The sequence below is a fragment of the Rhodopseudomonas sp. P1 genome (genome assembly GCF_039642825.1).
Lineage (GTDB): Bacteria > Pseudomonadota > Alphaproteobacteria > Rhizobiales > Xanthobacteraceae > Rhodopseudomonas > Rhodopseudomonas palustris_H.
This window is the reverse complement of record NZ_CP088006.1, coordinates 3,616,501-3,638,343: the sequence shown is the minus strand read 5'-3', so window position 1 is coordinate 3,638,343 and position 21,843 is coordinate 3,616,501. Positions and strand designations below refer to the sequence as shown.

Genomic DNA, 21,843 nt, shown 5'->3' with positions numbered 1-21,843 from the left:
CAAACAGTGTTGACTCGATCGCAGGTGCGGGCGTAGGGCTCCGGCCGGGTCGAGCCTTTGCGCGCGATCCTTCCTTCTCATCCAACGAAGAGCACATGGGCCCTAGCAGCTTTGGCCGCCTTCTCCCCGCGATAGGCCGGGCGAACGCGACCGCAACACATCGGACCGCGACCGTGTCGGGCCGCGTGAGCAAGGTGCGCTGCTAGCCGCCTGATCTCACCGTCCCGCCGCGTTGCGGCCGTGGAGGTGAGTGATGTCGATCAACTTCAAAACCGCATGGTGGCCGGCCCGGACCGGCCGCGCCGCGCGCCCGGCCGACAGCCGGCGCGCCCACGCCAACGACAACGTTTGCAGCATGCCGCGCCGGGCGCAGCGTCCCGCGCTGGTGCTGCATTGGCATGTCGGCTCGGCCGGCACGCTGGTGGCCGGATGGACCGTGATGCCGTCCGTCGACGCGGCGGACGCCGAAGACGGTGACACCGGCGACCGCGTGTACCAGCCGCCCTCGCGCGCGGCGTAATTCCCAACGCCCGGCTGCACGCCGGGCAGGAGCCATTCCGATGGACCATCAACCCAGATTGCCCGCTGCCGCCTTCGTGCGTGCGGCGGGCCTGCCAGTCCCAAAATCAGCACCAGACGTGGCCGCGCCGCATCGGCGCCGGGCCGGCGAGGGCGCTTAGCGCCGCTCTCCGCGTCCGGCCGCTGCGCGCAGGCCGGATCAGGAGAGTCAAATGACCAAGCACATCCCCTTGCAGGCGACAGCGGCCTGCGCCGCCGTTCCGCCGAGCGCGGTGCTGGACAGCGCCCATCTCGGCGAGATCCGCGGCGCACTCGGCACTATCGCGGCCGATGACCGCGCGCCGCGGCGTACGCTCAAAGCCCGGCTGCAGACGCTGCTGGCAATCGCCGGTCCCGGCCTGATCGTGATGGTCGGCGATAATGACGCCGGTGCATTCGGCACCTACACCCAGGCCGGCCAGAATTACGGCACCACGCTGCTGTGGACGTTGCTGCTGCTGATCCCGGTGCTGTACGTCAACCAGGAGATGGTGGTGCGGCTCGGCGCCGTTACCGGCGTCGGCCATGCACGGCTGATCTTCGCGCGGTTCGGCAAGTTCTGGGGCGCGTTCAGCGTCGCCGACCTGTTCCTGCTCAACGCGCTGACGCTGGTGACCGAGTTCATCGGCATCAGCCTGGCGCTGCAATATCTCGGCCTGTCGCAGTTCTGGGGCGTGATCGCGGCCGCGGTGATCATCACCTTCGCGGTCTCGACCGGCGATTTCCGCCGGTTCGAGCGGTTCGCGCTGGCGCTGGTCGCCGGCAGCCTGCTGCTGATCCCGGTTGCCGTGATGGTGCATCCGCCGCTGCCGCAGCTGGCGCATGATTTCTTCGTGCCGAAGATGCCGGCCGGCGCGCCGCTCGGCGAGGTGATGCTGCTGATCATCGCCATCGTCGGCACCACGATCGCGCCGTGGCAGCTGTTCTTCCAGCAGAGCTATTTGATCGACAAGCGCATCACCCCGCGCTTCATCCGCTACGAGCGCTGGGATCTCTGCGTCGGGATCGGCCTGGTAATCATCGGCGCGGTGGCGATGATCGGGTTCTCGGCAGCGGCCTTTGCCGGCCGGCCGGAGTTCGGCGCCTATACCGATGCGCTCGGCACCGCGCATGGTCTGGAGCAGGCCGCCGGGCGGTTGCCGGCGATCCTGTTCGCGCTGGCGTTGCTCGACGCCAGCATCATCGGTGCGGCGGCCGTTTCGCTGTCGACTGCTTACGCGATCGGCGATGTGTTTGCGGTGGCGCATTCGCTGCATCGCAAGCCGCGCGAGGCGAAGGGGTTCTACGCGGTCTATGCCGGGCTGATCGCGTTTGCGGCGGCGCTGGTGGTGACGCCGGGAATGCCGCTCGGCCTGCTCACCAACGCGGTGCAGACGCTGGCCGGCGTGCTGCTGCCAAGCGCAACGGTGTTTCTGCTGCTGTTGTGCAACGACAAGGCCGTGCTCGGGCCGTGGGCCAACGGCCGCGCCGGCAACCTGTTCACCGGTGCGATCGTCGCGGTGCTGGTGCTACTGTCGGTCATCCTCACCGTGTCGGTACTGTTCCCCGGCGTCGGCGAGGGGATGATCCTCGGCATCCTGGGCGGCGGCGTGGTCGGCGCGCTACTGCTGTCCGCACTCGTGGCGCTGATCGCGCGCCGCCGACAGGACGTTCGCGCCGAGCCTGTCGCGGCGGCCGCTGTTGCGCCGGAAGAGTGGCGGATGCCGCCGCTGGCGACCCTGCCGCCGGCCCGTCTCAGCGCTGTCAGCCGCACCTGGTTGCTGGTATTGCGCGGCTATCTGGTGCTGGCGGCCGGGCTGGTGCTGTACCGCATTATCGAGCTGATCGCGCGCTGAGGTGAGGTCGTCGGCGGTCGCTGCGCAAGCTCAGCGCCGCCGCGACACCGCGGCCTCGCCGGTGCCGGTGTTGCCTGTCTTCAGCGCCAGCGACGCCACCGCGACGACGCGGTCGATCACCCCGTCGACGTCGTCGAGATCGCAAGTGCCTTCCGACAGCCGCAGCAGACGCTCGCTGTCGCGCACGGTCTGCTGCGCCATCGCCAACGCGAAGTGCAAGCCCCAGTAGATCTCGGCGTCCGGCTTGCCGGGCAGGGAGCGCCGCATTGCCGCGGCGAATTTGCGCAAGTGATCGATCTCGCGATTCTTGATCTTGCGGATCGGCGGGATGGTTTCGATCGCGGCGCGGATCATGAAGCGTGCGGCATCCGAGCGCTCGCTGTCCTGGCCGAGGCAGCCGCGCAATGTCGGGCCGATCAGCGCCCGCAACACCGCCTCGATCGGCGCGCGACCGCCGCCGGCGGTTTCCGCGGCCTTGAGCTCGTTGAACCGCTCGCGATTGGTGGCGATCGAGCGGGTCACGAACAGTTCGGCGATCAGCTCGTCCTTCGAGCCGAAGTGATAGTTCACCGCAGCGAGGTTGACGCCGGCTGCAGCGACGATGTCGCGCAAGGTGACGTCGCCGAAGCCGCGCTCGGCATACAACCGTTCGGCGGCGGTCAGGATCGCACTGCGTGTGGTGTCGGTGGACATGCCGCTCCGCGGGAAATCATCGTTCTTGCAATTCAAACAGCTGTATGAAACTATCGTTTCACAGCCGGAAGTCAATGCGCCGTAGGCGCTGAGACGCTGGCAGCTTCGTTTTCGCGGTTCGTGGTCGCCCGGCTCTCGGGGGATGCGGGGCGGAAATCCGACTTGCGGGCGCGATGCGGCAGGACGACAGTGCCGCCACCCCGTCGGTCACAACAGTCTGGGAAAACAGTGAGGATCGCCTGATGGATTTCACGATGTCCGATCGCCAAAGCGAATGGCTGGACCGCGTCACCAAGTTCATGAACGACCACGTCCGCCCCGCCGTGCCGATCTACAAGCAGCAGGACGCCGAGGGCGAGCGCTGGAAGGTGATCCCGGTTCTCGAGGAACTGAAGGCCAAGGCGAAGGCCGAAGGTCTGTGGAACCTGTTCCTGCCGCCGTCGACGCACGACGACGACGAATTCCACGGCGCGGGTCTGTCCAACCTCGAATACGCGCTGCTGTCCGAGCAGATGGGCCACATCTCCTGGGCCTCTGAAGTGTTCAACTGCTCGGCGCCCGACACCGGCAACATGGAAGTGCTGTTCCGCTACGGCACCAAGGAGCAGAAGCAGAAGTGGCTGCGGCCACTGATGGCCGGCGAAATTCGTTCGGCGTTCCTGATGACCGAGCCGGCGGTGGCGTCGTCGGACGCGACCAACATCGAGACCCGGATCGAGAAGGACGGCGATCACTACGTCATCAACGGCCGCAAGTGGTGGTCGTCGGGCGTCGGCGATCCGCGCTGCAAGATCGCGATCGTGATGGGCAAGACCGATCCGAACGCTGCGCGTCATCAGCAGCAGTCGCAGATCCTGGTGCCGCTCGACACCCCCGGCATCACCATCGAGAAGATGCTGCCGGTATTCGGCTTCGACGATGCGCCGCACGGTCACGGCATGGTCAAGCTGGAGAACGTCCGCGTTCCGGCGTCGAACCTGCTGCTCGGCGAAGGCCGCGGCTTCGAGATCGCGCAGGGCCGTCTCGGCCCGGGCCGCATCCATCACTGCATGCGCACCATCGGCAAGGCCGAAGAGGCGCTTGAGAAGATGGTCAAGCGCCTGCAGTCGCGCGTGGCGTTCGGCAAGCGGATCATCGAGTTCTCGGTGTGGGAGCAGCGGATCGCCGAAGCCCGCATCGACATCGAGATGAACCGCCTGCTGTGCCTCAAGGCCGCCGACATGATGGACAAGGTCGGCAACAAGACCGCCCAGCTCGAGATCGCGATGATCAAGGTGGCGGCGCCGCGCATGGCGCAGCGCATCATCGACGAAGCGATCCAGGCGTTCGGCGGCGCCGGCGTGTCCGACGATGCGGGTCTCGCCAAGGATTACGCCAACATCCGCACGCTACGGCTCGCGGACGGTCCCGACGAGGTGCACAACCGCGCCATCGCTCGCCTCGAGATGAAGAAGTACGCCAACGCGGCGCACTGACCACGTAGGCCGCATAAAAACGTCATCGCCGGACTTGATCCGGCGATCCATCTCTTGAAAAGATGGATACCCGGGCCAAGCCCGGGTATGACCATTTTGGGATTGTCGGAACGCGCGGCGCGTAACGCGCGAACAAGAACAAGGAGCGTCACTTGGTCGGGAAGCGAAACGACGACGATTACACCGGCACCAAGCCGGTCGAGGAGCGGCATCGGGTCGACGAGGCCCGCCTTGCCGAATGGATGCAGGCGAATGTCGAGGGCTATCAGGGCCCGCTCGAGGTTCAGCAGTTCAGGGGCGGGCAGTCCAACCCGACCTACAAGCTCGTCACCCCGAACCGTTCCTACGTGATGCGGCGCAAGCCGTTCGGCAAGCTGCTGCCGTCGGCGCACGCGGTCGATCGCGAATTCCGCGTCATCGCCGCCCTCGGCAAGCAGGGTTTCCCGGTCGCCAAGGCCTATGCGCTGTGCACCGACGACTCCGTGATCGGCGTGTCGTTCTACATCATGTCGATGGAAGAGGGCCGGGTGTTCTGGGATCCGACCCTGCCGACCCAGGCGCCGGAGTCGCGCTGGGCGATCTTCAAGGCCAAGATCGAGACGCTGGCGCAGCTGCACAGCTACGATCCGGAGAAGATCGGTCTCGGTGACTTCGGCAAGCCGGGCAATTACTTCGCCCGCCAAGTCGACCGCTGGAGCAAGCAGTACAAGGCGTCGGTGGCCGAGCCCATCCCGGAGATGGAGCGGCTGATGGAATGGCTGCCGAACACGCTGCCGGTGCAGGAGCGGGTGTCGGTGGTGCACGGCGACTACCGGCTCGACAACATGATCTTCCATGCCACCGAGCCGCGGGTGCTGGCGGTGCTCGATTGGGAGCTGTCGACGCTCGGCGATCCGATGGCCGACTTCACCTATCTGTTGATGCAGTGGGCGATGCCCGGCCTCGCCGAGGCCGATCTCAAGGCGCTGAATCTGCCGACGCTGGAGCAGGCCGCCGACATCTATTGCAAGGCCGCGGGCATCGCCGGCGTGCCGAACCTCAATTGGTATCTGGCCTATAACACATTCCGCCTCGCCGGCATTCTGGCGGGCATCGCTGGCCGCGTTCGCGACGGCACCGCCGCCTCTGACAAGGCAAAGGAATCTGCCGCCCGCACCGTGCCGATGGCGGAGCTGGCGTGGGAATACGCCCAGAAGGCCGGCGCGAAGTAAGCGGGTTTCGAGATTGAAAAAGGCGCGGTCCGCAAGGATCGCGCCTTTTTGTTGCTCTCACCAAAGTCATTCCGGGATGCACGCCGAAGGTGTGCAGACCCGGAATCCCGAGCTGATAAGAACGAGTGACAGCCAAGAAGAGATCCCGGGTTCGCGTATTACACGTGCGCCCCGGAATGACGAAATTGCAACATTGATCTCAAGAAAGTCGTCATCGCCCGGCTCGTCCGGGCGACCCAGTATCCCAGTGCGTCATTGTTATCACGAACGCCCTGGAATACTGGATCCCCGGATGCGCGGGGATGACGGTCGTGTGTGGAGCGGTCTGCGCCGCTCATCATCCCGTCTCAGATCGGTTTGCCCGCATAGGGCATCGACGCGGTCAGGCCGCCGTCGACCGGGAACGCCTGGCCGTTGACGTAGGACGCTTCGTCGCTGAGCAGGAACAGTCCCATGGTGGCGAGTTCGTGCGGCTGGCCGGCGCGCTTCAGCGGATTGAGCTGGCCGATCTTGTGATCGGTGCCGCGGGCGCGTGCGCCGTCGAATACCGGCTTGGTCATGCCGGTTTCGATCAGGCCGGGGCACACCGCGTTGATGCGCACGCCGGTGCCGGACAGCGAGTAGGCTGTGGTCTGCACCAGGCTGATCACGCCGGCTTTCGACGCCGCGTAGGGATGGCCCGACGCGCCGCTCTTCAGGCCCGCGACCGAGGCGGTGCACACGATCGCGCCGTGTCCCTGTTTGATCAGATGCGGCATGGTGTGCTTGATCGCAAGGAATGGACCGATCAGGTTGACGCGCAGGATCTCCTGCCAATGCTCCGGCGTCTGTTCGGGCAGCGGCACCAGCCCGCCGCTGATACCCGCATTGGCCCAGATGCCGTCGAGCTTGCCGTAAGCGGCGATCGCCTTGGCGACGAACCCCTTCACATCGTCCTCGGAGCCTGCATCGGCCATCACCGCTTCGGCGATGCCGCCCGCCTTGCGCACTTGCTCGACCGTCTCCTGCACGCCTTCGGTGCGATCGACCGCGATCAGTTGCGCGCCTTCCTTGGTGAACAGCAGCGATGCCGCGCGGCCGATGCCGCTACCGGCGCCGGTGATGATGATGGATTTGCCTTCGAGGCGGCCCATGCGTTGCTCCCTGCTGATCGCTTCGGCGTTTGCCGTTTGACGGAATTGGAACGACGATCGTTCGATCGACATCGCGCATTCGACACACAAGTGACTTGAGGCGATGCGAGGTCTGACGTACAGCGACTTGTGACCGGATTGAAAGGATTTTCTCGCATGACGAACGTGCCGCCGTCTTCCAACGACAAACCGTTCGTCGCACAGCATTCGGTGCCGGTCGGGGTCACCGCGACGCGGTGGTGGTGGGTGCGGCATGCGCCGGTGCGCAGCGATGGCGGCAACATCTACGGTCAGATCGACATCGACTGCGATTGCAGCGATCGCGTGGTGTTCGATGCGGTCAGCCGGGTGCTGCCGCAGAACGCGGTGTGGTACGCAAGCAAGCTGAAGCGCACCCATATGACCGCGGAAGCGATCTTCGCCGCCGGTTTCCCGCGACCCGACGCCATCACACAGGACGCCGATCTCAACGAGCAGCATCTCGGTGATTGGCAGGGTACCAACCGTGCCGCGTTCTTCGCCAAGCTACCGGTCAATCTCGACACCTTCTGGTTTGCGCCGATCGACGAGCGGGCGCCAAATGGCGAGAGCTTCATGGATCTGTACGAGCGTACAAAGCGTGCGATCGCGCGGATCACCGCCGCGCATCCGGGCGAAGACATCGTCGCGGTCGCGCATGGCGGTACCATCAAGGCCGCGATCGGCGTCGCGCTGCGCGATCAGCCGGAGCGGGGGCTGGCCTTCACCATCGACAACTGCTCGATCACCCGGCTTGATCACATGGCCTCCAATGGCCACGAAGGCTGGCGGATCCCTATGGTCAATCAGCAGCCGTGGATCGCCGATCCGTCGCACGCCGCGATGCATCAGCCCGCGGGCCCTGAATTGGCGACGCCCAGCAAGCTGGCGTAGGCACCATTGTCGAACCCAAGCCATCCGTCATTGCGAGGAGCGAAGCGACGAAGCAATCCAGCGTCGTGCACGGACCTCGATTGCTTCGCGGAGCCTGTGCTCGGACGGCGCGAAGCGCCGATCCGTGTGCTCGCAGTGACGGATAAGTCATGTACTCACAACAATCACAACGGGAGAGAAGCATGAACTTGTTCGACCTGAGCGGCAAAGTCGCCGTCATCACCGGCTCGTCGCGCGGCATTGGCAAGGCGATCGCCGAGCGGATGGCGGAGCACGGCGCCAAGGTAGTCATCTCGTCGCGCAAGCAGGATGCTTGTGACGCGGTCGCCAAGTCGATCAACGACACCTATGGCGCCGGGACTGCGTTGGCGCTCGCCGCCAACATCTCCAGCAAGGATGACCTGAAGCGCCTGGCGCAGGAAGCGACGCAAAAATTCGGCAAGATCGACGCGCTGGTTTGCAACGCCGCGTCGAACCCGTATTACGGCCCACAGGCCGGCATCAACGACGATCAGTTCCGCAAGATCCTCGACAACAACATCGTCGCCAACCACTGGCTGATCAGCGAAGTCGTGCCGCAGATGATCGAGCGCAAGGACGGTTCGATCACCATCGTATCCTCGATCGGTGGCCTGAAGGGCTCGACCGTGATCGGCGCTTACTGCATCTCCAAGGCCGCCGACATGCAACTCGCCCGCAACCTTGCTTGCGAGTACGGCGTGCACAACATTCGCGTCAATTGCATCGCGCCCGGCTTGATCAAGACCGACTTCGCCCGCGCACTGTGGGAGAACCCGGAGACGCTGAAGCACTCCACCGCGCGCTCGCCGCTGCAGCGCATCGGCGAACCCGACGAAATCGCCGGCGCCGCCGTGTTCCTCGCCTCCAAGGCCGGCAGCTTCACCACCGGCCAGACCCTCGTGATCGACGGCGGCGCGACGATTAGTTGAGGCGCTCCTCCTCGCCACACACTCCGTCATTCCGGGATGCGCGCCGCAGGCGCGCAGACCCGGAATCCCGAAGTAGTGGGGCGAGAGGGACGTCGCAGAACGCGTCGAGATTCCAGGTTTGCGAGCTGTCGCTCGCGCCCCGGAATGACTCGGGGAGAGGGCGGGTAACTACTCCACCGCCGCATACACCAAATCCCGCACCAGCGTGCGGAAGTATTCGCGCTGGCCCGGGCCTTGGGACATGAACACCGCGAACAGCTGTTCGGCGGGATCGATCCAGAAGAACGTGCCGGCGATGCCGCTCCAGTAGAACTGACCGACCGAGCCGGGGAACGGCGAGATGCCCGGCTGGGTGCGGACCGCGAAGCCGAGGCCGAAGCCGTTGCCCGGCGGCAGGATGTAGTTGTCCGGCGGGATGTGCGGCTCGAGGTGATTGCTGGCCATCAGCTCCAGCGTCTTGCGGCCGATGATCCGCGTCCCATCCAGCGTGCCGCCGTCGAGCAACATTTGGCAGAACCGCGCGTAGTCCATCGTGGTCGAGACCAGGCCGCCGCCGCCGGATTCCATCACCGGCTTTTCCAGCATGTTGAACAGCGCCACCGGATCGCCGGTCCACGGATCGGTCGGGAACGCCTCGGCGAGCCGGCCTTTGTTGTCCGCCGTGGTGTGGAAGCCGGTTTCGCTCATCTGCAGCGGCGCCAGGATGCGTTCGGTGAGGTACGCGCCGAGTGTCTTGCCCGCGACCACTTCGATCACCCGCCCAAGGATGTCGGTCGACCGGCTGTAATTCCACGCCGCGCCGGGCTGACACACCAGCGGCATCGAGGCGACCAGGGTGGCGTGTTCTTCGTTGGTGATCTTGCGGCTGCGGATCCGCGAGGCGCGGTACATCTTGTGGATCGGACCATCGCCGGTGTGGTCGTAGGTGATGCCCGAGGTGTGGCGCAGCAGATCCTGGATGGTGATCGGGCGTTGCTGCGGCACGAGTTCGAGTTCGCCGCCGCGCACGATGCCGACATTGGTATTCTCAAATTCGGGAATGAACTTCGAGAGCGGATCGTCGAGCAGCATCTGGCCGTCTTCGACCAGCTGCATGATGCCGACCGAGACGATCGGCTTGGTCATCGAGAAGATGCGGAAGATGCTGTCGCGGCGCATCGGTGCGTCGGAGCCGGGCGCCTGCCGGCCCAGCGCCTCGAACCAGCCGATCTTGCCCTTGCGCGACACCAGCACGGTGACGCCGGGGATGGTGCCCTTGTCGATCTCGCGCTTGAAGGCGTCCGACATCACCTGCAGCCGGCGCGGCGATAGCCCCAGGGTTTCGGGCTTGGCCTCCGGCAAAGCCGGGGTCTGCGGGGGGAGGGCGGAGGTTGCGGCGGCGGTCGCGGTCATGGCGTTTCCCGATTGCTGTTTTTGTTGTGGTCCGGCGCCGGTGTTCACACGGGTGTCATCCGGGCCTGCGGGGGCGTTCCGCGCCAGATTGACCCATAAAATCCGGCTTGAACAGGGTGCTTTTCCGCAGTAACCAGCCGCGGTTTCGCCGCCTTCCAGGCTGGCGCCGACAAGGATGGAGAACGATGGCCAAAGCAAAGTTTGAACGTACGAAGCCGCATTGCAACATCGGGACGATCGGTCACGTCGACCATGGCAAGACGTCGCTGACTGCGGCGATCACCAAGGTTCTGGCGGAGACGGGCGGTGCGACGTTCACGGCCTATGACCAGATCGACAAGGCGCCTGAAGAGAAGGCGCGCGGCATCACGATTTCGACCGCGCACGTCGAGTACGAGACGCAGAACCGTCACTACGCGCACGTCGACTGCCCCGGCCACGCCGACTACGTGAAGAACATGATCACCGGCGCGGCGCAGATGGACGGCGCGATCCTGGTGGTATCGGCGGCCGACGGCCCGATGCCGCAGACCCGCGAGCACATCCTGCTGGCCCGTCAGGTCGGCGTGCCGGCGCTGGTGGTGTTCCTGAACAAGTGCGACATGGTCGACGATCCGGAACTGCTCGAGCTGGTCGAGATGGAAGTGCGCGAGCTTCTGTCGAAGTACGACTTCCCGGGCGACGACATTCCGATCGTGAAGGGCTCGGCGCTCGCGGCGCTGGAGAACTCGGATCCGAAGCTGGGTCACGACGCGATCCTGGAGCTGATGCGCCAGGTCGATGCCTACATCCCGCAGCCGGAGCGTCCGATCGACCAGCCGTTCCTGATGCCGGTGGAAGACGTGTTCTCGATCTCGGGCCGCGGCACCGTGGTGACCGGCCGTGTCGAGCGCGGCATTCTGAAGGTCGGCGACGAAATCGAAATCGTCGGCATCCGCGACACGCAGAAGACCACCTGCACCGGCGTCGAAATGTTCCGCAAGCTGCTCGATCAGGGCCAGGCGGGCGACAACATCGGCGCGCTGCTGCGCGGCACCAAGCGTGAAGACGTCGAGCGTGGCCAGGTGCTGTGCAAGCCGGGTTCGGTGAAGCCGCACACCAAGTTCAAGGCCGAAGCCTACATCCTGACCAAGGAAGAGGGCGGCCGCCACACCCCGTTCTTCACCAACTACCGTCCGCAGTTCTACTTCCGCACCACCGACGTGACCGGTGTGGTGCACCTGCCGGAAGGCACCGAGATGGTGATGCCGGGCGACAACATCGCGATGGAAGTGCACCTGATCGTGCCGATCGCGATGGAAGAAAAGCTGCGGTTCGCCATCCGCGAAGGCGGCCGCACGGTGGGCGCCGGCGTCGTCGCCGCGATCATCGAGTAACAACTCGAGCGACGTGATGAGCTTGGGGAAGCCGCGCATACGCTTTGCCGTATGCGCGGCTTTTCTTTTCGCTTGGGCATGGCCGATGGCAGGCGAGGCGGCCTGTCCGGACCGGCCGCCGTGCAAAGGTTGCGGCTGCAGGGGCGGTCCCGGCTATCGCGCGCCGGATGGTCACTGCGTCGGTTTCCGCGAGCTCCACCGGGTGTGCGGCACCCCACCGAGCCGCTGCGTGTTCGAGAATGCGCCTGGCACCGGTGCCAACCGGGAATGTGCGCTGGCGCGCCCGGCGCGAGCCGGATCGAAGCCGGCTGCAGAGCCCGCGCCCAACGCGGCAGTGGAATAGACCAAAGCCTAACCGCGCATCCCACTTGCCAGCAGGGGGGTGCCTATGCTTCAACCGGCGCGTTCGGCGGCGACGCCGGCCCTAGGAGTGTAGCTCAATTGGTAGAGCACCGGTCTCCAAAACCGGGGGTTGGGAGTTCGAGCCTCTCCACTCCTGCCAGGCGCGCTCCGTAAATCTGACAGCTGGTTGAAACTGAACGGCTTTTCTGTCTGCGGCGGGTTGCCGCGACGGTCTCGTGCGCGGCTCTGTCCACCGCCGCGCAGCTTGACGTTTTGCCGAACTCGCCATACAAGGCCTCACTCGCTGCCGGCCCGCTTCGACGGATTTCCGGCGCGGCTTTGATTTCCCGAAAATTGGGCCCGTTGTCGGCTCATCCCCGGCGAGGTTCGCCAGGGTTGGGTTCACCGGGGCTGTTCGGATTTCTGAAACACCCACATTCGACTGATCTGGATCACACGATGGCCTTCAGCCCGTTCAAATTCCTGCAGGAAGTGCGGAGCGAGACCGCCAAGGTGACCTGGCCGACCCGCCGCGAGACCTCGATCACCACGATCATGGTGTTCGTGATGGTGGCGCTGGCTTCGATCTTCTTTTTTGCCGCCGACCAGGTGATCAGCGTTCTGATCCGCCTGTTGCTCGGCGTTTGACGGCAGGCCCCTTACCATGAGCATGCGCTGGTATATCGTCCACGCCTATTCGAACTTCGAAAAGAAGGTCGCCGAATCGATCAAGGAGCAGGCCAAGCAACGTGGCCTGGAAGATCTGTTCGAGCAGGTGCTGGTGCCGACCGAGAAGGTCACCGAGGTGCGCCGCGGCCGCAAGGTCGACGCCGAGCGCAAGTTCTTCCCGGGCTACGTGCTGGTGAAGATGAATCTCACCGACGAAGCCTTCCACCTGATCAAGAACACCCCGAAGGTCACCGGTTTCCTCGGCGCCGAGAACAAGCCGATGCCGATCTCGGAGTCCGAGGCGATGCGCATCCTGCACCAGGTGCAGGAAGGCGTGGAGCGCCCGAAGGCGTCGGTGTCGTTCGAGATCGGCGAGAACGTTCGCGTCGCCGACGGCCCGTTCGCGTCGTTCTCCGGCGTGGTCGAGGAAATCGACGAGGCGCGTTCGCGCGTGAAGGTCGCGGTGTCGATCTTCGGCCGTGCGACCCCGGTCGAACTGGAATTCGGTCAGGTCGAGAAGGTCTGATCGTTACTGTCATTGCCGGGCTTGACCCGGCAATCCATCCGCTTTGTTTGAAGAGGGATGGATGCCCGGATCAAGTCCGGGCATGACGGGAGTGAGCCGGGCTTGCGCCTTGCTCAAAAGCGACGTGGGAGGCGGGCCGGTGATCGCCAGTCATCGGAAAGCGCCCCACCACGGAACCTGAAACCGCCGGTTCGCCGGCAACAGGAGAGTTGGTATGGCAAAGAAAGTGACCGGATACCTGAAGTTGCAGGTGCCGGCCGGAGCGGCGAACCCGTCGCCTCCGATCGGTCCCGCGCTTGGTCAGCGCGGCCTCAACATCATGGAGTTCTGCAAGGCGTTCAACGCGCAGACCCAGAAGGAAGAGAAGAACACGCCGATTCCGGTGGTGATCACGATCTACGCCGATCGTTCGTTCACCTTCGAGATGAAGACCCCGCCGATGTCCTACTTCCTCAAGCAGGCGGCCAAGATCCAGTCCGGCTCCAAGGCGCCGGGCCGTGACTTCGTCGGCAAGGTGACCTCCGCGCAGGTGCGCGAGATCGCCGAGAAGAAGATGAAGGATCTCAATTGCGACACCGTCGATTCGGCCATGCGCATGGTCGAGGGCTCTGCCCGTTCGATGGGCCTGCGGGTCGAGGGGTAAGGCGAACATGGCAATCGGTAAGCGTCTGAAGAAGATCCGGGAAGGTATCGACCGCACCAAGCTGTATCCGCTCGACGAAGCGGTGAAGCTGGTCAAGGAGCGCGCCATCTCGAAGTTCGACGAGACCATCGAGGTCGCGATCAACCTCGGCGTCGATCCGCGTCACGCTGACCAGATGGTCCGCGGCGTGGTCATGCTGCCGAACGGCACCGGCCGCACCGTGCGCGTCGGCGTGTTCGCGCGTGGCGCCAAGGCGGACGAAGCCAAGGCTGCGGGCGCCGACGTGGTCGGCGCGGAAGATCTGGTGGAGCAGGTTCAGGCCGGCAACATCAACTTCGACCGCTGCATCGCCACTCCGGACATGATGCCCCTGGTCGGTCGCCTCGGTAAGGTGCTCGGCCCGCGCGGCATGATGCCGAACCCGAAGATCGGCACGGTGACCATGGACGTCGCCGGCGCGGTCAAGGGTGCCAAGGGCGGTTCGGTCGAGTTCCGCGTCGAGAAGGCCGGTATCATCCAGGCCGGCGTCGGCAAGGCCTCGTTCGACGCCGACAAGCTGGTGGAGAACATCAAGGCGCTCGCGGACGCGGTCAACAAGGCCAAGCCGACCGGCGCCAAGGGTACCTACATTCAGCGCGTCGCGGTGTCCTCGACCATGGGCCCGGGCGTGAAGGTCGAGCCGGGCACCGTCCACTAAGTCCGTTGCCCGGACGATGACGATTTGAAGAGGGCGGACGGGGCAACCCGTTCGCCCTTTTTGTTTGCTCGCAAAACAACAAAAAACGGGAGGGGCAGAAATGGCCGACAAGGTTCTGGTGGCGTCGCGGTTTGGGCGGTCGATGCTGGGGAGATTTGCCGAGCGCTTCGAGCTTCTGGAGACCGCCGGCAAACCGGCCGATCAGGTGTTCAGTGCCGCCGAGCTCGCCGATGTCCGCGCGCTGCTGACGATGGGCGGCCAGCCGCTCGGTCGCGAGACTTTCGACATGCTGCCGGCGCTCGGCGCGGTGGTCTGCTACGGCACCGGCTATGACGGCGTCGACCTGAAAGCTGCCGCCGAGCGCGGCATCGTGGTTGGCAACAGCCCGGCGGCGAATGCCTCCGCGGTCGCCGATCTGGCGCTGGCGCTGCTGTTGGCGCTGATGCGGCGGGTGCTGCCGGCCGACGCCTATGTGCGGGCCGGGGGCTGGTCCGGCGCCAAGCCGTCGCCGATGCTGAAGCCGCCGCGCGGACTGACCGGCGCCAAGGTCGGGGTCTATGGCATCGGCGAGATCGGCCGCAAGATTGCCGCCCGTGTCGCCGGCTTCGAGACCGAGGTCGCCTATTACAGCCGCAGCCGCCACGACGTGCCCTACACCTATATCGGCAGCCTCACCGAACTGGTGGAGTGGTGCGACGTGCTGCTGGTCGCGGTCCGCGCCGGCCCGGATACCGAGAACATCATCGATGCCGATTTGCTGAAGCGGCTCGGGCCGAGCGGTGTCGTGGTCAATATCTCACGTGGTTCGGTGATCGATCAGCCGGCGCTGATTGCCGCTCTGGCAGATGGCACGATCGCCGGGGCCGGCCTCGACGTGTTCGCGCAGGAGCCGTACGCGCCGGATGCGCTGGCCGAGTTTCCGAACGTGGTGCTGACGCCGCATATCGGCGGGCATACCCAGGAAGCCCACCGCGCGATGCAGGATTGCGTCATCGCCAATCTGGCGGCGTTCTTCGCGGGGCAGCCGCTGCCGAATCCGGTGCAGGGGTAACAGCTCCGACCTCAGGCCACGCTGACAGACTCGGAACTGCCGCCAGACCGGCGGCCGAACCCGTAATCGCGACAAGGACATGGTCGTCTCGGCTCACCATCTCGCTGAAGATGAGCGGGCGGGCCGGCGCCTCTTGTCGGACCGGTGAGTCGGTCGACCGGAAGGCTTGCGCGGCCCGGCTCGATCCGGCAGGATTCACCTCGTCGCTGCCGCCGCGGCCCCTAGTGTGGGCCCCTATGCCAAAATCGTGCCGATTGGCGAAGTTTGCTCTTGGCAAGCGCATTAAGACTCGCTAAACACCCCGCTCCGGGCGTGCCGGCTGTGGCTGGCGCGCCCGTGCGCGCATTCCAATGACCTGATCGATAGGAGACTGTTCCTTCAACTCATCCACCCGGATCGCTGAAGGATGCAGAACACTGTCGCTCGATCGGAATGCGGGCAGGGATCGGAAAGGTCGATGGGCCGGCTCGCCGGACTATTTGCCAGAACGATCTTGGTCCTGTCCAAGACTGCAGGCGCCGAAGCGGAATCTTACGTTTCCTCAAAGGCTTAATCATGCGGCCTGCATAGACGGGTGAAGACCGGATTTTGTGTCCCAACGCTACGGGCGTCGGGATGCGGATAGGGTTCGAACCTCGACACCCCGTTCGGGCGAAGGCGATCAGCCGGAGCCGGTTCGGGAGGGCAGGCAATTCACGATCGTCTCGCCCTACGTGTCCTTGGAGGCTTGTGCCTCGGGGTCGGGTTGGAGCGGGACGGTGGGTGCAACCCGGTGGTCCTGCTCGTAGGGACCGCCAACCGGAGAGAGCTTGCTGTGGAAAGAGCGGCAAAAAAAGAGGCGGTCGAATCGCTGAATGGTCTGTTCCAGACCACCAGCGTCGCGATCGTCGCTCACTATTCCGGCCTCACCGTTGCCCAGATGCAGAAGCTGCGCCAGCAGATGAAGCAGGCGGGCGCCTCGGTGAAGGTTTCGAAGAACCGTCTCGCCAAAATTGCTCTTGAAGGCACCGACGTCGCAGCCATCGGCTCCCTGCTGAAGGGGCCGACTGTGATCGCTACATCCAGCGATCCGGTGGCGGCGCCGAAAGTTGCCGTCGAATTCGCCAAGGCGAACGAGAAGTTCGTCATTCTCGGCGGTTCGATGGGCACAACCGTCCTGAACGTCGATGGCGTCAAGGCTCTTGCCTCGCTGCCGTCGCTCGATGAACTGCGCGCCAAGCTGGTCGGCCTCGTCCAGGCCCCGGCGACCAAGATCGCGCAGGTCACCACCGCTCCGGCTGCGAAGCTGGCCCGCGTGGTTCAGGCCTATGCCTCCAAAAGCGAAGCGGCCTGACGCTTCACTCCCAATCAACCCTGGTTCGAACTGATACCCGTAAGGAACTGATTCAATGGCTGATCTGCAGAAGATTGTTGACGACCTCTCGAGCCTCACCGTGCTCGAAGCCGCTGAGCTCGCCAAGATGCTCGAAGAGAAGTGGGGCGTCTCGGCCGCTGCGGCCGTCGCGGTTGCCGCTGCTCCGGGCGCCGGTGGCGCCGCTGCTCCGGCGGAAGAGAAGACCGACTTCACCGTTGTCCTGGCCTCGGCCGGCGACAAGAAGATCGAGGTGATCAAGGAAGTCCGCGCCATCACCGGCCTGGGCCTCAAGGAAGCCAAGGATCTGGTCGAAGGCGCTCCGAAGCCGCTCAAGGAAGGCGTCAACAAGGAAGAAGCCGACAAGATCAAGGCCCAGCTCGAGAAGGCTGGCGCCAAGGTCGAGCTCAAGTAAGCCGATCGGTTTGGCCGGGCCCGGGTCTCCCCGGGTCCGGCACGATCGCGGTTCGGGCCTTCGGGTCCGGGCGGCAACGGCGAGGCGGGCTGCGGTGTGCCCGGACGAGCCGTCACAGGAATGTGTGGAAAGACGCGGGGACAACCCCTCGAATCTCCACATTGCCGTCCCATATTGGTCCGGCAGCACGAAAGCGCAGGCGCGAGGACGTGGTAATGTGTCCGCGCAGCCTCTGGGAGAATCGGCAATTTCGGGCTTTTTCGGTCTGTGACGATGAGGTTTTCGACGGGCGGGTGCGGCAGCGCCCCGCGCGTCATTTTGCGTTCGGAATTAGTGCTGAGCCGACTTAGGATTTAGTTCCTGAAATCTGGCTCCTGAATTTCGGATGTTCGGTATTCAACCCGGGGGCGAGGCGGCTCGCGCTCCGGAAGGTTCGCCCCACCGGGCGACGAAACGAGAGGCCACGATGGCGCAGCAGACGTTCACCGGTCGCAAACGCGTTCGCAAGTTTTTCGGTCACATCCGGGAAGTCGCGGAGATGCCGAACCTCATCGAGGTTCAGAAGGCGTCTTACGACCAGTTCCTGATGGTCGCCGAACCTCCCGGAGGACGTCCAGACGAGGGTCTGCAGGCGGTGTTCCGGTCGGTCTTCCCGATTTCGGACTTCTCCAACGCCTCGATGCTCGAATTCGTTCGCTACGAATTCGAGCCGCCGAAGTACGACGTCGATGAGTGCCGCCAGCGCGGCATGACCTATGCTGCGCCGCTGAAGGTGACGCTGCGCCTCATCGTGTTCGATATCGACGAGGAAACCGGCGCCCGCTCCGTGAAGGACATCAAGGAGCAGGATGTCTACATGGGCGACATCCCGCTGATGACGATGAACGGTACCTTCATCGTTAACGGTACCGAGCGCGTCATCGTCTCGCAGATGCACCGGTCGCCGGGCGTGTTCTTCGACCACGACAAGGGCAAGACCCATTCGTCGGGCAAGCTGCTGTTCGCCGCCCGCATCATCCCGTATCGCGGTTCCTGGCTCGACATCGAGTTCGACGCCAAGGACATCGTCTATGCGCGTATCGACCGTCGCCGTAAGTTGCCGGTGACGTCGCTGATGTTCGCTCTCGGCCTCGATGGCGAAGAGATCCTGTCGACCTTCTACAACAAGATTCTCTACAAGCGGACCAAGGACGGCTGGCGCGTGCCGTTCGACGTCAACCGCTTCCGCGGCTACTCGACCGTCAACGACCTGATCGATGCCGACACCGGCAAGGTCGTGCTCGAGGCCGGCAAGAAGCTGACCGTGCGTGCCGCCCGCCAGCTGCAGGAAAAGGGCCTCAAGGCGCTGCGGATGTCCGACGAGGAACTCGTCGGCAACTACCTGGCCGAAGATCTGGTCAATCCGAAGACGGGTGAAATCTACGCGGAAGCCGGTGAGGAAATCACCGACAAGACGCTGAAGATGCTGAACGAGCAGGGTTACAAGGAACTGCCGCTGCTCGACATCGACCATGTCAACGTCGGCCCGTACATCCGCAACACGCTGAACGCCGACAAGAACATGACGCGCGAAGACGCGCTGTTCGACATCTACCGGGTGATGCGCCCGGGCGAGCCGCCGACTCTCGAGTCCGCGCAGAACATGTTCCAGTCGCTGTTCTTCGACGCCGAGCGCTACGACCTGTCGGCCGTGGGTCGCGTCAAGATGAACATGCGCCTCGACCTCGATGCGCCCGATACCCATCGCACGCTGCGCAAGGAAGACATCCTGGCGGTGATCAAGACCCTGGTCGGCCTGCGGGACGGCAAGGGCGAGATCGACGACATCGACCACCTCGGCAACCGCCGTGTGCGCTCGGTCGGCGAGCTGATGGAGAACCAATACCGCATCGGCCTGCTCCGCATGGAGCGCGCCATCAAGGAGCGGATGAGCTCGGTCGACATCGACACCGTGATGCCGCAGGACCTGATCAACGCCAAGCCGGCGGCGGCGGCGGTGCGCGAGTTCTTCGGCTCGTCGCAGCTCTCGCAGTTCATGGACCAGACCAACCCGCTGTCGGAGATCACCCACAAGCGGCGCCTGTCGGCGCTCGGCCCGGGTGGTCTGACCCGCGAGCGTGCCGGCTTCGAAGTCCGCGACGTGCATCCGACCCACTACGGCCGTATCTGCCCGATCGAGACGCCGGAAGGTCCGAACATCGGTCTGATCAACTCGCTGGCGACCTTCGCCCGCGTGAACAAATACGGCTTCGTCGAGACCCCGTACCGCAGGGTCAAGGAAGGCCGCGTCACCGACGAGGTGGTGTATCTGTCGGCGATGGAAGAGGGCCGCTACGCGGTCGCTCAGGCCAACGTGTCGCTCGACGCCAAGGGCAAGTTCACCGACGATCTGGTGGTCTGCCGCGCCGGTGGCACCCGCGACGTCGTTCCGATGCCGGCCGACCAGGTCGACTACATGGACGTGTCGCCGAAGCAGCTGGTTTCGGTCGCCGCGGCGCTGATCCCGTTCCTCGAGAACGACGACGCCAACCGCGCGCTGATGGGCTCGAACATGCAGCGCCAGGCGGTGCCGCTGGTTCGCGCCGAGGCGCCGTTCGTCGGTACCGGCATGGAAGGCGTGGTCGCCCGTGACTCGGGTGCGGCGATCGCCGCGCGCCGCACCGGCGTGATCGACCAGATCGACGCGACCCGCGTCGTTATCCGCGCCACCGAGGATCTCGATCCGACCAAGTCGGGCGTCGATATCTATCGGCTGATGAAATACCAGCGCTCGAACCAGTCGACCTGCATCAACCAGCGTCCGCTGGTGAAGGTCGGTGACCACGTCAAGAAGGGCGACATCATCGCCGACGGTCCGTCGACCGATCTCGGTGAGCTCGCGCTCGGCCGCAACGTGCTCGTCGCGTTCATGCCGTGGAACGGCTACAACTTCGAAGACTCGATCCTGCTCTCCGAGCGGATCGTGAAGGAAGACGTCTTCACTTCGATCCACATCGAAGAGTTCGAAGTGATGGCCCGCGATACCAAGCTGGGTCCGGAGGAAATCACGCGCGATATTCCGAACGTGTCGGAAGAAGCGCTGAAGAACCTCGACGAAGCCGGTATCGTCTACATCGGCGCCGAAGTCCGCGCCGGCGACATCCTGGTCGGCAAGATCACGCCGAAGGGCGAAAGCCCGATGACGCCGGAAGAGAAGCTGCTGCGCGCCATCTTCGGTGAAAAGGCTTCCGACGTTCGCGACACCTCGCTGCGGGTGCCGCCGGGCGTGCAGGGCACCATCGTCGAAGTCCGCGTGTTCAACCGCCACGGCGTCGACAAGGACGAGCGTGCGCTGGCGATCGAGCGGGAAGAGATCGAGCGTCTCGCCAAGGACCGCGACGACGAGCAGGCGATTCTCGACCGTAACGTTTACGGCCGTCTCGCCGACCTGCTCGACGGCCGCCAGGGCATCGCCGGTCCGAAGGGCTTCAAGAAGGACACCAAGATCACCCGCGCGGAGCTCGAGGAGTATCCGAAGTCGCAGTGGTGGCTGTTCGCGGCGCCGAACGACAAGCTGATGGCCGAAATCGAGGCCATGCGGAAGCAGTACGACGAGTCGAAGAAGGGCCTCGAGCAGCGCTTCCTCGACAAGGTCGAGAAGCTGCAGCGCGGCGACGAACTTCCGCCCGGCGTGATGAAGATGGTCAAGGTCTTCGTCGCGGTGAAGCGCAAGATCCAGCCGGGCGACAAGATGGCCGGCCGCCACGGCAACAAGGGTGTTGTGTCGAAGATCGTTCCGATCGAGGACATGCCGTTCCTCGAGGACGGCACTCACGCCGACATCGTGCTGAACCCGCTCGGCGTGCCGAGCCGCATGAACGTCGGTCAGATCCTCGAGACGCATCTGGGTTGGGCGTGTGCGGGCCTCGGCAAGCGCATCGGCCAGACCATCGACACCTACTACCAGAGCCAGGATCTCAAGCCGCTGCGCGAGACCCTGAAGAAGATCTACGGCGAGGACGAGACCATCAAGTCGCTCGACGATGGTGAGCTGCTCGAACTCGGCCGCAATCTCAGCCACGGCGTGCCGATTGCCACCCCGGTGTTCGACGGCGCCAAGGAGACCGACATCGAAGAGATGCTGAAGCTCGCGGGCTTCGACGCTTCGGGTCAGTCGACCGTGTACGACGGCCGCACCGGCGATCAGTTCGATCGTCGCGTGACCGTCGGCTACATCTACATGCTGAAGCTGCATCACCTCGTGGACGACAAGATCCACGCCCGGTCGATCGGTCCGTACTCGCTCGTCACCCAGCAGCCGCTGGGCGGCAAGGCGCAGTTCGGCGGCCAGCGCTTCGGCGAAATGGAGGTGTGGGCGCTCGAAGCTTACGGCGCGGCCTACACGCTGCAGGAAATGCTGACGGTGAAGTCGGACGACGTCGCCGGCCGCACCAAGGTGTACGAGGCGATCGTGCGCGGCGACGACACGTTCGAGGCCGGCATCCCGGAATCGTTCAACGTGCTCGTCAAGGAAATGCGCTCGCTCGGCCTCAACGTCGACCTGCACAACTCCAAGCTGGCGGCGCCGCCTCCGGCCGAGGCTGCCGAGTAACTCAATGCGTCGAGCCCGGCGGC

Annotated in this window: 18 protein-coding genes and 1 tRNA gene; 16 read left to right on the top strand and 3 right to left on the bottom strand. The window is 64.8% G+C overall.

Annotated elements, in window-relative coordinates:
* Nucleotides 1-253: 253 nt before the first annotated feature.
* Nucleotides 254-520: a hypothetical protein gene (locus LRC39_RS16870; RefSeq protein ID WP_346295011.1), complete on the top strand. Its 267-nt coding sequence runs from the start codon at nt 254-256 to the stop codon at nt 518-520.
* A gap of 211 nt (nt 521-731) precedes the next feature.
* The gene (locus LRC39_RS16865; protein ID WP_346295010.1) at nt 732-2,393 is read left to right on the top strand and encodes an NRAMP family divalent metal transporter; all 1,662 of its coding nucleotides are present in this window, start codon (nt 732-734) and stop codon (nt 2,391-2,393) included.
* A 30-nt stretch (nt 2,394-2,423) separates the two neighbouring features.
* Here LRC39_RS16865 and LRC39_RS16860 read toward each other — a convergent pair whose 3' ends face one another.
* Nucleotides 2,424-3,086 carry a TetR/AcrR family transcriptional regulator gene (locus LRC39_RS16860; RefSeq protein ID WP_346295009.1) on the bottom strand — a complete coding sequence of 221 codons (663 nt, stop codon included), beginning with the start codon at nt 3,084-3,086 and terminating at the stop codon, nt 2,424-2,426.
* 242 nt (nt 3,087-3,328) lie between these two features.
* Here LRC39_RS16860 and LRC39_RS16855 point away from each other — a divergent pair, with 242 nt between their 5' ends.
* Entirely contained in the window at nt 3,329-4,561 is a 1,233-nt protein-coding gene (locus LRC39_RS16855) for an acyl-CoA dehydrogenase family protein (RefSeq protein WP_346295008.1), read from the top strand.
* A 152-nt stretch (nt 4,562-4,713) separates the two neighbouring features.
* Nucleotides 4,714-5,772, top strand: a complete 1,059-nt coding sequence (locus LRC39_RS16850; protein ID WP_346295007.1) for a phosphotransferase family protein — start codon at nt 4,714-4,716, stop codon at nt 5,770-5,772.
* Nucleotides 5,773-6,119: 347 nt separating this feature from the next.
* On the opposite strand, the gene LRC39_RS16845 is transcribed toward LRC39_RS16850, so the two are convergent.
* Nucleotides 6,120-6,905 (bottom strand): SDR family NAD(P)-dependent oxidoreductase, encoded by a 786-nt coding sequence (locus LRC39_RS16845; protein WP_346295006.1) that lies wholly within the window; start codon nt 6,903-6,905, stop codon nt 6,120-6,122.
* A gap of 156 nt (nt 6,906-7,061) precedes the next feature.
* On the opposite strand from LRC39_RS16845, the gene LRC39_RS16840 reads away from it, so the two are divergent.
* Together LRC39_RS16840 and LRC39_RS16835 are read left to right on the top strand one after the other, a co-directional pair.
* Nucleotides 7,062-7,817: a histidine phosphatase family protein gene (locus tag LRC39_RS16840; protein ID WP_107356144.1), complete on the top strand. Its 756-nt coding sequence runs from the start codon at nt 7,062-7,064 to the stop codon at nt 7,815-7,817.
* A 182-nt stretch (nt 7,818-7,999) separates the two neighbouring features.
* Nucleotides 8,000-8,767 carry an SDR family NAD(P)-dependent oxidoreductase gene (locus LRC39_RS16835; protein WP_107356143.1) on the top strand — a complete coding sequence of 256 codons (768 nt, stop codon included), beginning with the start codon at nt 8,000-8,002 and terminating at the stop codon, nt 8,765-8,767.
* A 168-nt stretch (nt 8,768-8,935) separates the two neighbouring features.
* Here the strand turns inward: LRC39_RS16835 and LRC39_RS16830 are convergent, their stop codons facing one another.
* The gene (locus LRC39_RS16830; RefSeq protein WP_346295005.1) at nt 8,936-10,159 is read right to left on the bottom strand and encodes a serine hydrolase domain-containing protein; all 1,224 of its coding nucleotides are present in this window, start codon (nt 10,157-10,159) and stop codon (nt 8,936-8,938) included.
* Between the two features lie 185 nt (nt 10,160-10,344).
* On the opposite strand from LRC39_RS16830, the gene tuf reads away from it, so the two are divergent.
* The 10 genes from tuf (at nt 10,345) to rpoB (ending at nt 21,820) form a co-directional block, all read left to right on the top strand.
* Complete coding sequence (gene tuf, locus LRC39_RS16825) at nt 10,345-11,535, top strand: elongation factor Tu (RefSeq protein WP_107345079.1); 1,191 nt, start codon at nt 10,345-10,347, stop codon at nt 11,533-11,535.
* Between the two features lie 426 nt (nt 11,536-11,961).
* Nucleotides 11,962-12,037 (top strand) — tRNA-Trp (locus tag LRC39_RS16820).
* Nucleotides 12,038-12,336: 299 nt separating this feature from the next.
* The gene (gene secE, locus LRC39_RS16815) at nt 12,337-12,525 is read left to right on the top strand and encodes a preprotein translocase subunit SecE (protein WP_012496665.1); all 189 of its coding nucleotides are present in this window, start codon (nt 12,337-12,339) and stop codon (nt 12,523-12,525) included.
* A 16-nt stretch (nt 12,526-12,541) separates the two neighbouring features.
* The gene (nusG, locus tag LRC39_RS16810) at nt 12,542-13,072 is read left to right on the top strand and encodes a transcription termination/antitermination protein NusG (RefSeq protein ID WP_011158817.1); all 531 of its coding nucleotides are present in this window, start codon (nt 12,542-12,544) and stop codon (nt 13,070-13,072) included.
* A 214-nt stretch (nt 13,073-13,286) separates the two neighbouring features.
* Nucleotides 13,287-13,715: a 50S ribosomal protein L11 gene (gene rplK / locus LRC39_RS16805; protein WP_107345094.1), complete on the top strand. Its 429-nt coding sequence runs from the start codon at nt 13,287-13,289 to the stop codon at nt 13,713-13,715.
* A gap of 7 nt (nt 13,716-13,722) precedes the next feature.
* Entirely contained in the window at nt 13,723-14,412 is a 690-nt protein-coding gene (gene rplA, locus LRC39_RS16800) for a 50S ribosomal protein L1 (RefSeq protein WP_012496664.1), read from the top strand.
* Between the two features lie 100 nt (nt 14,413-14,512).
* A complete protein-coding gene (locus tag LRC39_RS16795; RefSeq protein ID WP_346295004.1) occupies nt 14,513-15,463 on the top strand; it encodes a 2-hydroxyacid dehydrogenase in 951 nt (316 codons plus the stop codon).
* 814 nt (nt 15,464-16,277) lie between these two features.
* Nucleotides 16,278-16,796 (top strand): 50S ribosomal protein L10, encoded by a 519-nt coding sequence (gene rplJ / locus LRC39_RS16790; protein ID WP_107345092.1) that lies wholly within the window; start codon nt 16,278-16,280, stop codon nt 16,794-16,796.
* Between the two features lie 55 nt (nt 16,797-16,851).
* On the top strand, nt 16,852-17,229 hold the full coding sequence (rplL, locus tag LRC39_RS16785; RefSeq protein WP_107345091.1) for a 50S ribosomal protein L7/L12: 378 nt from the start codon (nt 16,852-16,854) through the stop codon (nt 17,227-17,229).
* Nucleotides 17,230-17,695: 466 nt separating this feature from the next.
* A complete protein-coding gene (rpoB, locus tag LRC39_RS16780; RefSeq protein ID WP_107356139.1) occupies nt 17,696-21,820 on the top strand; it encodes a DNA-directed RNA polymerase subunit beta in 4,125 nt (1,374 codons plus the stop codon).
* Nucleotides 21,821-21,843 lie beyond the last annotated feature (23 nt).